This window comes from Bacteroides sp. PHL 2737, from assembly GCF_004115325.2.
Taxonomy (GTDB): domain Bacteria; phylum Bacteroidota; class Bacteroidia; order Bacteroidales; family Bacteroidaceae; genus Bacteroides; species Bacteroides hominis.
The window spans coordinates 3,722,410-3,735,195 of sequence record NZ_CP040630.1 but is presented as its reverse complement, the minus strand read 5'-3'; the positions used below and the strand labels follow the sequence as shown (position 1 = coordinate 3,735,195).

The following is a 12,786-nucleotide window of genomic DNA, read 5'->3' as shown; positions in this document are numbered from 1 at the left end:
GGAACTGGCTTAGCTACGGTTTCACCTTATTTTGATATGCCTTTTCTCGTAATGGTATATCTCATTCTTCTTTTCCTCCTGTATAAATGCAACAGAGGAATGATCTCATTCTTTATCTTATTTCAACTTTAATATGAATAATTGGAAGAAAAAGTTTATTATTATATGGACCGGGCAGCTATTCTCTATACTAAGTAGTTCTATTGCCCAGTTCTCTATTGTTTTGTGGATTAGTCTTAAAACTGGTTCTGCAGAAGTATTGTCATTTGCAACAATTGCTGCCCTATTGCCACAGGCGGTATTAGGTCCTTTTGCCGGTGTATTTGTCGATCGTTGGAATCGTAAGTGGACTATGATTGGAGCAGATAGCTTCGTCGCCCTTTGTTCCGGTATAATTGCATTGTTGTTTTATCTTAATACAGTTGAGCTATGGCATATATATTTTTTGCTTATGTTGCGCTCTGTCGGTGGTGCATTTCATACGCCTGCCATGAAATCGTCTGTGCCATTGCTGGCACCCGAGAAAGAGCTTATGCGCATTGCAGGTATCAATCAGGCGATTCAGTCAGTATGTAACATCGGTGGACCAGCTCTGGGGGCTATATTACTGCTTGCCTTCGACATGAGCCTTGTTATGCTTTTGGATGTATTTGGAGCCATAATAGCTTGTACAGCTTTACTTTTTGTGTATATTCCTAATCCTAAAAAAGAAAATGCTTCTGCTAAGAATGTGCTTTATGATATGCGAGATGGGTTTAATGTCATCATGCGCAACAAAGGAGTCAGTTGGGTTATGGTAACTGAAGTTCTTGTTACATTTTTTGTTATGCCTATGGTAGCTTTGATGCCATTGATGACCTTGAAGAATTTCTCGGGAACGGCATATCAGGTGAGTTTGATAGAGGCCCTTTTCGGTGCAGGCATGCTGGCCGGTGGTGCATTGCTGGGTGTTTGGAATCCTAAGATACGGAAAATTCTGCTGATTGCCACCTCTTACTTTTTACTCGGTCTGGCGTTGGCATTCTGTGGAGTGCTTCCGGCTGAAGGCTTTATCTATTTTGCCATACTAACAGTAGCACAGGGCATAGTTGTTCCGTTCTTTTCCGGACCTTTTACTTCATTGCTTCAGACTCAATTTGAACCGGCATATTTAGGACGGGTATTTTCACTTTTTGATAGCGTGAGCTTACTCCCCTCTATTATAGGGTTGTTTATTACGGGATTTGTTGCTGATAATCTGGGGATAGCCAATATTTTCATTTATTGCGGAATAGCAATTGTGCTTACCGCCGTTTTGATGATGTGTATTACAGCCGTTAGGGATTTGGAAAGAAAAGGCAGGTAGAACGAATTTATTTATTATAAGTCATCCGTTTATGCTCACTGTTTACCTCTTGGGTTGCGAAGAGATAAACAGTGAGCATTTTATGAAATATAGTATAACCTGAATATATTAAAGACTATTGATTAGAAAATGAATTGGAATCTTCCCTGAACTACGCTGAAGTTTTGGTTGCTTATCTCTTTTATATTAGCTCCGGGTATCATATAGCTATAGTTTAATTTTACTCCGATGTATTTATTAATGTAATAATTAAGTCCAACGGAGATATCTTTTTGTTCTCCTCCCCAGATAGCAGCTTTTCCGTCATTAAGTGTTAGATAATTAAATCGGGAACAGAGCTCCAGGCTTTTTCCTTTCGGCCGGCCGGGACATGCGACTGATTCGTCATATAAATAAGTCTGACCGGCTAAAAGCCAAGAGCATTGAAGATAACCACCTTGTGCTACATAATTTTCAAATGCATCATCCCGCTTCACATGTGTGCGTATATATTCACTTTGCAGACAAAAACGGTGATAATAAACCAATAATTCGGTGCCAAACTTTATCTGATGTGTCGCATGGTCGACAGTGGCTGCAACAATGTTTCGGTTGTCAATCGTGCTCACTCCAGGAGATTTATAAGAAAATACGTTTTTGTCTTCTTCATTCAATGAACCGTCAGGAGTACGATAGATTGTTGCAAACCCTATATGGATAAGCTTCTCATCTTCAAATACCGGTCGATATACTATCCTGCCATCCAACGCATAGCCTTGTGAAACATTTTTCAGATTATTGACATCATTGTCGGTAAATGCCCCTCCCGACAAATAGTAACGTTTACTTCTATAGCTATATGCGACTCCCATTCGCCGGCTGTTTGTCAAGGCAAGAACGACTCCGGGAGATTGATTAAAGCGAAGGTCGAAAGTACTACACAGCATTTCTAAGCTGAAGGGTTCATAAAATTGTCCAACCTGTATAGTGTGCTTTTTTTGTGTATACATTGCGTAAGCATCCTTGATTGCTGCTTTATTGCCCGTATAGCCTATTTCAACTTTCATATTCCAGTTTTGATAAGCAACTTTTGCGCCTATGCGAAGATCACCAAATTCCACTCCATTACCAAAATGGTTATCATTTTTAAGATATACGCCTCCATCCAGAAGCATTCGTCCTGTCACTTTACATTGTAGTTTGTCCGAGTTGGGCTGTGCCGAAGATAATAAAGCGTAAGATATGCCTAACAAGTAGGAAAGAGTGTGTTTTAGATATAAGTTCATTTGTTATTAGATTTTTAGCCTTGCTATTTATTTCGGATACAAAAATACATTAAAAGAAATATAGATGAAATGAATATTTATAATTTATTGATATATTGATTTTTTTTCATTAGAAGATTGTAATATAAATCTAATTAAATAGATACAGATAATTTTATAAATTATATATTATAAGAGGTATTATACATTTATCTGTTGAATTATAATAGTTTACGTAAATCGTACTATATAAAATGCTTTAATGTGCGATTAAAAAAACTTTTTTAAAACTTAATCTTTGACCGGAATATGTTTTTTCTTTACTAAATCTTAATTCAACGCTTCTTGGTCTAATATAGATTATTGTAAATGAGACAATTTATCATGTATGATTATTTATGAATGAATACTTAAAAAGATACAAGTGTTTCATTAGACAGAATAAAAGACATTCTTTAGACGAAAAAATTCCTTCAAACATTTGCAGTTTAAAAATAAAGGTTTACCTTTGCACCCGAAATCAAGAACGCTTGATAACATGCACTCTTAGCTCAGCTGGTAGAGCAATTGACTCTTAATCAATGGGTCCAGGGTTCGAGTCCCTGAGGGTGTACAATTCATTATAAATCCACTGCATATAAAAATGTAGTGGATTTTTTATGTGTTTATTTTTATTTTGCTTCTGTTCTTCAACAAGATATTGAATTAATCGGAAATTTTTGTTGGTGCTCCTCTCTTTATATTTCTGCATCTTAGCGATGCCTTTGTCGCACAACCTTCTTCGTATTGATGTTTTTCCTGATAAGTAAGGATAGTCCATCAATAATGAAACCTAAAGGTTCAGGTGGAGGAGTATATTTTGATCCTTGGGAAAATGGTTGCTTCCTATAATTCAAGTTCATCTTGGCAGCTAAGATACAGATCTTGCGGGCCAAGATGTGTATCTTGCGAGCTAAGATGTAGATCTTAGCCCGTAAGATGGACTTTAACTATCGGTCTGAAAAGTTTATTTTCTATGTTTCAGCACTTTATAGTAAAGTGATTTGTTATTTTATAATTGGGTCTTTACAACCAATAAAAAGAAATGTATACCGCTCCTGTGGTTAAGTTCTGATTATATTTCCTTAGGTGTACTTTAATCATTTTTATGGGCTGCAATCGGACTGTCCCTTTTTACATAAAGATGAATGCCAACAAAAATTTCCGATTACTCCGTTTTTATGTATTTGATAGTAAATAGATAGATAATTATAGCAAAAAGACTGGAAAAAATTGGATTTTATTTTGTTTTTAACCTTGAAACTTACTATCTTTAGGAAATAGATTATAATTGGGGGCAATTAATAAGTCCTGGCCCACAGGCGAATGATATGAGAATACAATTTGAAATTAAGGAAAAGTTACCTGAAATAATCGGGGAAATTCTGAATTCCGAAAGATGGACGACCCTTATTAAGGAAGATATTTCAGGTAGGAAATTAGTCGTAATCCGTGATCGTGCATTCGATTCGGAGGCAACTGTGGAGATCTACTCTCGTGAGGTTACTATTAAAACAGCATGGTCCAGATACACTTATCGGCTGTTTATATTGGGAGATTGTGTGTGGTGTGAATACAACGGTGCTTATCGTGGATTATTAGAACAAAACTTATTGCCGTCTATAACTCCTAAAGAGAGTTTATTGGATTCGGAAGTTTTGGATAGTTCATTGTATGGGCATGAAAAGAAAAAACTCCGGGAATATGCTGAGGATAATCTTAAACTGAAGAAATTCAGACGTGAGAATTTTAATGAAAATCGCACTGGAGTAGCTCCGTTTGATCATCCGAAAAAGGTGTATGACGAATTCATTAAAGAAGATTACATTGCTCCTTCTTCGGAAAATAATAATAAATAAGAATAATAAAGGAGGATTTTATACTATTCAGAGTATCAATCCTCCTTTATTTCTATAGAGGATTACTCTCTGTATCCTCCATTTCCGGTGCATCATGTATACTTTTCATTATAAATGCCCACGTGATAAGCAAAAAAGCTATATAAATAATTATATATTCCATAATCCCTCTATTTTATTGACTATATAACAGGTTGGATTTTGAAAAGATGTTCGTATTACATTTTTTTTGCATATTCGGATGAAAATAAATGCATTGTTCCTGAGAATACGATACATTTCTCCAATAATAACATCAGTAAGAGATTTATTTGTCATCAGAGTAGCCATATTCTTTAAGAGTATTTCTGCCAATCTCCTCCAGACAGCTTCTCAGAAACTTCCCTATTTTTTTCATGATCACATTCCTTTCATTTTAGTTGTCATTCGCCGATACAACAAAAATGATAATTCATGAGTTGTATTTTGATATTGCTTTTTGGGGGGATCTGGCTATTATTTGATCTGTATCAAGTAAACAATACAAAACGGATAGTTGTTTATATTATAAAATCTAAAAATATAAACTTATGATTTACAAATTTTTATTTCCTCTTAAACCAGACAGTATGGGAGCATCCGCATTCCTGCTGATTCTAAGAATCTCGTTTGGATTATTGTTAATGAATCATGGCATACAAAAATGGAGTAATTTTCAGGAACTTTCCACATCCTTTCCTGATCCGTTGGGATTAGGTTCTCCCCTCTCCTTGGGGTTGGCCATTTTTGCAGAGTTAGTATGTTCGATGGCCTTTATTATAGGTTTTCTTTACAGGTTGGCCATGATTCCAATGATCTTTACTATGGGTATTGCATTCTTTGTTATTCATGCAAATGATGCATTTGCAATGAAAGAATTGGCATTAGTATATTTGATTGTTTTTATTTTGATGTATATAAGCGGACCGGGGAAATATTCTGTCGATTATATGATAGGCCGGCAACTCCGAAACAAAAGGAAAATGTAAGCAGAAAAGTAACCTAAATTTGTTCTCTTTAGCTAAAAAGAGTATATTTGCAGATTATAACAGGATCGTTTTTATATAAATGATCCATAATATTAACCTAATAACAAATAAAAAAATTAGTATGAAAAAGAACAGATTAACTTTGGTTGCTGCCATTTTTCTCAGTGGTACTATCCTGTTTAGTTCATGTGTAGGATCATTCGGATTGTTCAATCGCATTTCGTCATGGAATCAGTCCATTGGTACAAAATTTGTAAATGAACTTGTTTTCCTTGCTTTAAATATCGTTCCGGTATATGGTGTCGCTTATCTGGCAGATGCATTGGTGATTAACTCAATCGAATTCTGGAGTGGCACCAATCCTATGGCTAATGTAGGTGATGTGAAGAAAGTAAAGGGTGAGAACGGAGATTATCTGGTAAAGACCCTTGAGAATGGTTATTCCATCACTAAAGAAGGTGAAGATTCAGCTATGGAGTTGATTTATAACAAAGAAGCAAACACTTGGAATGTTGTTGCTGACGGAGTCAGCACGGAATTGTTGAAAATGAACAATGACGGTACTGCTGAAATGAATTTACCGAATGGAGAAAAGATGAACGTAACTCTTGATGCACAAGGTATGATGGCTGCACGTCAGGCTACAATGGGCGGACTGCTTTTTGCAGCACGCTGATTATCGAAATAACTATAAATATAAAGATGAAACCGCTCTGAGAGTCAGTTTCATCTTTTTTTATCTCTATCCTTAATAGAATCAGAATGGATAGCCTACAGCAAAATGAAATGCGAAATCACGGCTAAATTTAGGATGAATAATAGGATAACGTTCTTTTGTTTTCTCATATTTAGGATTTACAGCTTTCATACCTCCGTCAAAACGAAGTACAAAAAAGTCAAGGTCCAGTCTGAGCCCTAATCCATAAGCCACTGCGATTTGCTTATAGAACTTGTCGAATTCAAAAGCTCCTCCCGGCTGGTTTTCATATTCACGGATAGTCCATATGTTACCTGCATCGATAAATGCCGCTCCGCGGAACTTCCAAAACAGACGGGTCCGGTATTCGATGCTTGCATCCAATTTGATATCTCCGGACTGATTCATGAAATTTCCATCGCCGGCAAAAGAGCCCGGTCCTAAATTACGTACAGACCATCCTCTTACGCTGTTGGCTCCTCCTGAGAAATAACGTTTCTCAAAAGGAACTACCTTTGCATTTCCATAAGGTACGGCAACTCCTATCCCCGCATGAAACGCAAGGGAATTGCGATGATCGATTATAATATTCTTGGCAAAATCAAAGTCACCTTTCAAATATTGTGCATAAGGTATCCCTAAAATAGCATATTCCCCATCTTTATTCTTTCTCATATTAATCATTTTAGAGACTCCGTAAAGAATGTTGCCTGCAGATTCGAAGCCTGCCCGTATGGAATAAGAATTGGAAGTTATCGTATTATTGACAAGGGTTCCTCCTGCACTATTATAGTTATAAGTATATCCCATACGTACAATAAGACGATTTTCATAATTATATCTGAGGATGTAGTTGTCTTTGTCCTTATCAATATAGTCTTCCTGGAATTGAGGAGAAATCCAGGGAAGGTAGAGGTAACTGATATCCAATAAATCGATGCGGTGCTGAATCTTTTGTTTTTGCATCCATTTGTAGCTCCATGAAGCCGAAGCAATGGTGCGGGAGAACTCGGGGCGTAATTGATAATTGTATTGTAGTCCGAACTCTGTCGTTGCTCTTATCCGCCGTTTAAAGTCAGAAGTAAGAAAGGGAAATAAGAAACTGGGGAAATTGATGCTTGTTTCAACTCCGTATTCAGTATAATTATGGTTTTTATATCCCGGCTGTAATCCGGATATGGCCTCATAAGCTCCTCGGAATTTTACCATGAAAGTTTCTGAGCCGCGAAATAAATTTCTATGTTGAAAAGAAACGGACGCGGCAGCTCCCAAATCACCTGCCGAATTAGTACCTTCCAACTCAAAAGAAATGGATTTATGCTTGCTTTTGGTTAGCATTACATAGCAATTCAGTCTGGTACTATCGTCATTTTGTGTCTCAAAAAAACGAATGTTAGTATACTTGAGAGCTGAAAGCCTCCCAAAATAAGTATAGGTCTTTTGTACGTTACGTTCATCATATAAATCTCCGGAGGTGAATCTTAAGTTATCTACGAGCACTTTAGGACGTAAATACAGTTGGTCTTTATAATAGATCGGGAATCCGTTATAATGCAAAGAGTCATTAATTTCAATGCTGCTCAGAGCTGATGATTGCAAGACATCATAATCAGTAATAAAATTGATTTTGTTGATCTTGTACTGAGGATGTTCTTTAGGAACATCACCAACATAAGCTTTATAGGGCAACAGATGTAAAGTCAAATCTACTTGATAAGTATTGCGGGCAGTATCTGCCGTATAAGTAATATAATCCTTATTAAATTTATAATAACCGTTACACAATAAGTAGTCTGTAATACGTTGCCGTTCCGCATCAAGTGTGTTTACATCGAAAAGCATTCCTTCTTTCAACGTTGATTTGGTAGAATCATTTTGAAGATATTCGGCTATTTTCTTATCAGAAATATCATACTTCAGTGTGCGTACAGTATAAGGTTTGCCTGAATTGATTTCATAAAACAGTTTTAGCTTTTTCTTTTTAGTTTTTATGGTTCTTTTTACGGTAGCTCCCATATAGCCGAGATTCTGCACTGCTTTTGCAATTTCTTCTTGCGAACGGATAGCATCGGCTTCATTATAGATAACCGGAGCATCTCCTATCTTGCGCAAGAATTTATTGAGCCATTTCGTAGAATCCCTTCCGGACCAATTATACACATACAGTTGAGTCTTGACTGCACTGAACCATTTCGAGTTAGGATTCTGTCGCACATAAAGTCGCATGTCCGACGGTTTTATGTCTTTATTATCAGTATGTATTTTTACTTCATCCAACAAATAAGAACCCTCCGGCACAAACTTAGTGGCAGAACACGAAGCCAGTGACAAAACAAAATAAAGAAGAATCGTGTAAAGAACCCCTTTCTTCATATACGGTTTTTAATAGATTACGCCAAATAGGTTACAAATATAAACCATATTTTTTGTTTTGGGAAATAAAAATGCCGGAAGAGCATTTCTACTTTTCCGGCATTTTTATAGATGATTACATCATTTAAGCCTAAACCTGACCGGAAGTGTAAATCGTGAGTTTACATTTTCACCTTTGTGTTTTCCTGGGATCCAATCGGGCATTGAGTTTACCACTCTGATAGCTTCGGCATCAAGTAGCGGAGATATGCTTTTTACAACAATCGGGTTAAGCAGTTTACCATTCTTAGAAACAATAAACTGAACTACTACCTGACCTTCTTCCTTGTTTTCAATAGCTTGGGCCGGATATTTGATGCTCTTTGCAATAAACTGTAAGCATGCCTTCATTCCATCCGGAAATGTAGGAGCACTATCAACGACATCATACACTACGTCTTTTAGTATAGCTACAGAGTCCGGTACTACTTCTTCTTTAAGGGATTGTGTGGCACTTACAGAGTCTTTCACTTCGGTAACAGCCTGCTCGTTACTTGTTTTACTCCCGCAATTGCTAAACAATAGCAACATGGCTACTACCGGCAGAAATATCAGAAATTTGCTCTTCATAATTTTTTGAGTTCTTTTTTCGTTCAACATTTTAATTCGTTTTTAAAGGTTATACATTAGGATTAATATCTGGATTTGCTGCAGCCAATCAGAGCTTATTTATTTTTTAAGAGAAGATACTGTTCTTCTTTCTTTATTGTATTTTATGTGTCTGGGCATACCTTCTTCGTTCTGGATATCAATATAATGATGTATTACAAATCTACTAAATTTAAGTAGATGGTTTATATTTATCAATATAAAGTTTGTTAATGGTAAGAAAATAAAGACATAAAAAGGATTAGAAATATAATAGTTAATTGGGAATATCTTTATAGCTTTGCCGTAAAATTAGAGTTAGATGGGAACATTAAGTAAAAATAGAGTTAAATATATCCGATCGCTGGAATTAAAAAAAAATAGGAAAGAAGAAAGAGTCTTTCTGGCAGAAGGTCCCAAATTGGTAGGTGATTTACTGGGACATTTCCCTTGCAAGTTTCTGGCGGCCACTTCGGAATGGCTTAGAGAACATTCTGCAGTTAAGGCTGTGGAGGTAATTGAAGTCGGTCCTGAGGATTTATCTCGTGCCAGTTTGTTGAAGAGCCCTCAACAAGTACTGGCATTGTTTGAACAACCGAAGTACGAGATCGATACAGAAGTTATTCGTAATTCTTTATGTTTAGCTTTGGATGATATTCAAGACCCCGGTAATCTTGGGACAATCATTCGTCTTGCAGACTGGTTTGGTATTGAACACATTTTCTGTTCGCCCAATACTGTTGATGTTTTTAATCCTAAAGCCATACAAGCTACCATGGGAGGCATTGCCAGAGTAAAAGTACATTATATCGCATTGCCAGAGTTGATTCATGTACTGGGAAATGTACCGGTATATGGTACCTTTCTGGATGGAAAGAATATGTATGAGCAGCCTTTGTCAAAGAATGGAATAATAGTAATGGGGAATGAAGGAAATGGTATTGGAGCCGAAGTGGAAAAGCTGGTAAACCGTAAGTTATACATTCCAAATTATCCTCAGGAACGCGAGACCTCAGAATCATTGAATGTAGCCATTGCTACCGCAATTGTCTGCGCTGAGTTTCGGCGACAGGCCGCATTGTAGCAAAGTCAAATGGAAATAACAAATAAGCCTGCCATTTCATGCATGAGGTAATTTCCTGAATAGTAATACTTTGTTCATCGGTATTGGTTAAGTTGAACAAAGTATTATTTATATCCATCCTTTCTTGCGGAATCAATAAAATGACACCGGGAAACCATTCTACAGATTCAATTTCTTCACTACAGGGAAAAATACGATAGACATACTCTCCCTCCATTTCTATGGCATGCAGTTTTAAAAATCCACTTTCCGGAATAAATATATAATGTGCAGCAAAACGTTTCATCTTATTTTCTAATTATTCTGACGACGCAATGGTCTCCTTGGATTAGTTCGTTGCTGTCTTTCTAATTGCTGTTTTTCTTTTTCTATTTGTTGCTCTTTCTCTCGTTGTTCCGGTTTAACGGGACGGACATCGTTATTGGGGCGGTTCAAATCCTTTGGATTAGTCCGTTGATGTACCGGCGTCGTTTGAATAGTATCTTGGGGAGCTTTCTTCCGGATAGAATCTACCTTATTTTTTTCTGTTATTGAGTCGGCATTTAAAGAGTCTTTTCCCATTTGTGTTAATGAGTCATTTACATGATAACGGGTCAACGAAATGTCACTAACCAAAAGTGTTGTTGACTTTTGGGATTGCGGATAGAAAATGAATCCTTTTATTTCCTTGATAGTCATCGTATCTGATTGAAGACGAATGTCCTGAATTCCTGATTCAAATATATGTTTCGTGCAACTATTGGTCACACTGTCGTTCTTATAAACAATCTGCATGGCCATTACCGGAGCCATTGTTGAGTCCGGCATTCCATCCAGGAAGTTATATTGTATTTTCCAGAGCAATACATCACGTTTCTTGAAATTTGTATCAGAAGGTAATGTGAACGTGAACCTATTATTCAATGGAGATCCCGTTAACTGGGCAACCCGCTGCCATGCCCAGACATCAATACTGTCGCCTGGAGCAGACATCTTAGGCTTATTATCACGCAATGCTATTAAGTGGTTGATGGCATCCTGTTGGGCTTTCAGCCTTTTATTTACCTTTTCATAGATTTCCGATAGTATTTTTGTGTTGCGTGTATACCATACCATAGACGAGTCAAAAACTTCTTCTGTTGTACCATATTTCTTAAATACAGCTTCTACATACAGTGCTTTTTTGTAATTCTCGCCACCAGGCATGTTCTCACCCATCGCTTTGGCAATGTGGTAATCGTATAGCAGATTTTCCATCTGTGATTCTGATATAACGCTATCAGGTCTTTTCACCTTACAAGCAGATGTTATCAGTACCAAAAGACAGATACAACATAATTGAAACCGGAAATACTTTTTCATTACCTCTTTTTTACTTTTTGGTCACAGAATGATGGTATGAATCATTCAGATATTTGCTATAGAACAGTAATAAGGCAATAATTCCGCAGCTAATGGCGGCATCTGCGAAATTGAAGATCGGACTAAAGAAAATGAAATGCTCTCCACCTACAAAAGGCATCCATGCCGGCCAGTTTGTATCGATAATCGGGAAATAAAACATATCAACTACTTTACCATAGAACCAAGTGGAGTAACCACCTCCTTCGGGCATAAAACTGGCTATTTGTGAATGTGTGCTTTCGTTGAAAAAGACTCCATAGAAAACACTGTCAATAATGTTACCCAGTGCACCGGTCAAGATTAACGATACACAAATGATATATCCGGTTTTTAATCCTCTTTTTACTATTTTATATAAGTACCACCCTATCAAGCCTACTGCAACGATTCGGAATGTAGTCAGAAAGAGTTTTCCAAATATCTCCATTCCAAACGCCATACCATTATTTTCGGTAAAATAAATATAAAACCAATCTGTAATACGGATACTCTCATGCCAATACATATGAGTCTTGATCCAGATTTTAATCACTTGATCAATGATCAGCACAGAAAAAATGACGAGCAGAGCGATTTGTCCTTTCGTGAGTAGTTTCTTCATTTTGTTAAGCTATCAGTTATATAAGATACGAGCTACCAATTACAAGCTAAAGAGAAACACGATATTGCTGTGTATACACTTGTCTCTTGCAATAGGTAGCTCGTAGCCTACTATTTATTTCTTTCCACTGTTCTTTGCTTCAATGCTCAGTGTAGCATGAGGCACAGCACGCAGACGTTCTGCCGGAATTAATTTTCCTGTTTCACGGCAAATACCATACGTTTTATTCTCGATACGTACAAGAGCAGCCTGTAAACCCTGAATAAACTTCAGTTGGCGTTGAGCCAAACGTGTAGTCTCTTCTTTCGACAATGTATTTGCTCCTTCTTCCAAGACTTTATATGTGGGGGACGTGTCATCTGTGTCATTTCCGTCCAGCCCCATTAAGCTCAGTTTTAACTGTTCATAGTCACGTTGTGCTAGTTCCAGTTTTTCATTAATGATGGCACGGAATTCTTCTAACTCCGCATCCGAATATCTTGTCTTTTCTGCCATAACTTTTACTGTTTATTAGGTTATTAGTATTA

12 protein-coding genes and 1 tRNA gene are annotated in these 12,786 nt (G+C 36.9%); 6 read left to right on the top strand and 7 right to left on the bottom strand.

The window, feature by feature from the left end; genetic code table 11:
- The first annotated feature begins 133 nt into the window (after positions 1–133).
- Entirely contained in the window at positions 134–1,345 is a 1,212-nt protein-coding gene (locus DBK98_RS15290) for an MFS transporter (RefSeq protein WP_005806078.1), read from the top strand.
- Between the two features lie 122 nt (positions 1,346–1,467).
- On the opposite strand, the gene DBK98_RS15285 is transcribed toward DBK98_RS15290, so the two are convergent.
- Complete coding sequence (locus DBK98_RS15285; protein WP_005806076.1) at positions 1,468–2,610, bottom strand: OprO/OprP family phosphate-selective porin; 1,143 nt, start codon at positions 2,608–2,610, stop codon at positions 1,468–1,470.
- A 519-nt stretch (positions 2,611–3,129) separates the two neighbouring features.
- On the opposite strand from DBK98_RS15285, the gene DBK98_RS15280 reads away from it, so the two are divergent.
- The 4 genes from DBK98_RS15280 (at position 3,130) to DBK98_RS15265 (ending at position 6,170) form a co-directional block, all read left to right on the top strand.
- Positions 3,130–3,202, top strand: a tRNA-Lys gene (locus DBK98_RS15280).
- A gap of 757 nt (positions 3,203–3,959) precedes the next feature.
- Positions 3,960–4,487 carry a hypothetical protein gene (locus tag DBK98_RS15275; protein ID WP_005806074.1) on the top strand — a complete coding sequence of 176 codons (528 nt, stop codon included), beginning with the start codon at positions 3,960–3,962 and terminating at the stop codon, positions 4,485–4,487.
- A gap of 569 nt (positions 4,488–5,056) precedes the next feature.
- The gene (locus DBK98_RS15270) at positions 5,057–5,494 is read left to right on the top strand and encodes a DoxX family protein (RefSeq protein WP_005806070.1); all 438 of its coding nucleotides are present in this window, start codon (positions 5,057–5,059) and stop codon (positions 5,492–5,494) included.
- Positions 5,495–5,615: 121 nt separating this feature from the next.
- On the top strand, positions 5,616–6,170 hold the full coding sequence (locus DBK98_RS15265) for a DUF3332 domain-containing protein (protein ID WP_005806068.1): 555 nt from the start codon (positions 5,616–5,618) through the stop codon (positions 6,168–6,170).
- A gap of 81 nt (positions 6,171–6,251) precedes the next feature.
- On the opposite strand, the gene DBK98_RS15260 is transcribed toward DBK98_RS15265, so the two are convergent.
- Complete coding sequence (locus DBK98_RS15260) at positions 6,252–8,564, bottom strand: BamA/TamA family outer membrane protein (protein ID WP_005777747.1); 2,313 nt, start codon at positions 8,562–8,564, stop codon at positions 6,252–6,254.
- 120 nt (positions 8,565–8,684) lie between these two features.
- Positions 8,685–9,173 (bottom strand): energy transducer TonB, encoded by a 489-nt coding sequence (locus DBK98_RS15255; protein WP_227560225.1) that lies wholly within the window; start codon positions 9,171–9,173, stop codon positions 8,685–8,687.
- Between the two features lie 340 nt (positions 9,174–9,513).
- On the opposite strand from DBK98_RS15255, the gene DBK98_RS15250 reads away from it, so the two are divergent.
- Positions 9,514–10,275 carry an RNA methyltransferase gene (locus DBK98_RS15250; protein WP_005777744.1) on the top strand — a complete coding sequence of 254 codons (762 nt, stop codon included), beginning with the start codon at positions 9,514–9,516 and terminating at the stop codon, positions 10,273–10,275.
- Here the strand turns inward: DBK98_RS15250 and DBK98_RS15245 are convergent.
- From DBK98_RS15245 to DBK98_RS15230, 4 genes are all read right to left on the bottom strand, one after another.
- Entirely contained in the window at positions 10,229–10,561 is a 333-nt protein-coding gene (locus DBK98_RS15245) for a hypothetical protein (protein WP_005806066.1), read from the bottom strand. The genes DBK98_RS15250 and DBK98_RS15245 overlap by 47 nt on opposite strands.
- An 8-nt stretch (positions 10,562–10,569) precedes the next feature.
- The gene (locus tag DBK98_RS15240; RefSeq protein WP_005777740.1) at positions 10,570–11,616 is read right to left on the bottom strand and encodes a DUF4296 domain-containing protein; all 1,047 of its coding nucleotides are present in this window, start codon (positions 11,614–11,616) and stop codon (positions 10,570–10,572) included.
- 10 nt (positions 11,617–11,626) lie between these two features.
- Entirely contained in the window at positions 11,627–12,259 is a 633-nt protein-coding gene (locus DBK98_RS15235; RefSeq protein ID WP_005777738.1) for a lipoprotein signal peptidase, read from the bottom strand.
- A 114-nt stretch (positions 12,260–12,373) separates the two neighbouring features.
- Positions 12,374–12,754, bottom strand: a complete 381-nt coding sequence (locus DBK98_RS15230) for a TraR/DksA C4-type zinc finger protein (RefSeq protein WP_005777736.1) — start codon at positions 12,752–12,754, stop codon at positions 12,374–12,376.
- Between the last annotated feature and the right edge of the window lie 32 nt (positions 12,755–12,786).

What these genes read in the sequence shown, in the direction of transcription:
- DBK98_RS15290 (WP_005806078.1), top strand. Translation starts at nt 134, where the DNA reads ATGAATAATTGGAAGAAAAAGTTTATTATTATATGGACCGGGCAGCTA.
- DBK98_RS15285 (WP_005806076.1), bottom strand. Translation starts at nt 2,610, where the DNA reads ATGAACTTATATCTAAAACACACTCTTTCCTACTTGTTAGGCATATCT.
- DBK98_RS15275 (WP_005806074.1), top strand. Translation starts at nt 3,960, where the DNA reads ATGAGAATACAATTTGAAATTAAGGAAAAGTTACCTGAAATAATCGGG.
- DBK98_RS15270 (WP_005806070.1), top strand. Translation starts at nt 5,057, where the DNA reads ATGATTTACAAATTTTTATTTCCTCTTAAACCAGACAGTATGGGAGCA.
- DBK98_RS15265 (WP_005806068.1), top strand. Translation starts at nt 5,616, where the DNA reads ATGAAAAAGAACAGATTAACTTTGGTTGCTGCCATTTTTCTCAGTGGT.
- DBK98_RS15260 (WP_005777747.1), bottom strand. Translation starts at nt 8,564, where the DNA reads ATGAAGAAAGGGGTTCTTTACACGATTCTTCTTTATTTTGTTTTGTCA.
- DBK98_RS15255 (WP_227560225.1), bottom strand. Translation starts at nt 9,173, where the DNA reads ATGAAGAGCAAATTTCTGATATTTCTGCCGGTAGTAGCCATGTTGCTA.
- DBK98_RS15250 (WP_005777744.1), top strand. Translation starts at nt 9,514, where the DNA reads ATGGGAACATTAAGTAAAAATAGAGTTAAATATATCCGATCGCTGGAA.
- DBK98_RS15245 (WP_005806066.1), bottom strand. Translation starts at nt 10,561, where the DNA reads ATGAAACGTTTTGCTGCACATTATATATTTATTCCGGAAAGTGGATTT.
- DBK98_RS15240 (WP_005777740.1), bottom strand. Translation starts at nt 11,616, where the DNA reads ATGAAAAAGTATTTCCGGTTTCAATTATGTTGTATCTGTCTTTTGGTA.
- DBK98_RS15235 (WP_005777738.1), bottom strand. Translation starts at nt 12,259, where the DNA reads ATGAAGAAACTACTCACGAAAGGACAAATCGCTCTGCTCGTCATTTTT.
- DBK98_RS15230 (WP_005777736.1), bottom strand. Translation starts at nt 12,754, where the DNA reads ATGGCAGAAAAGACAAGATATTCGGATGCGGAGTTAGAAGAATTCCGT.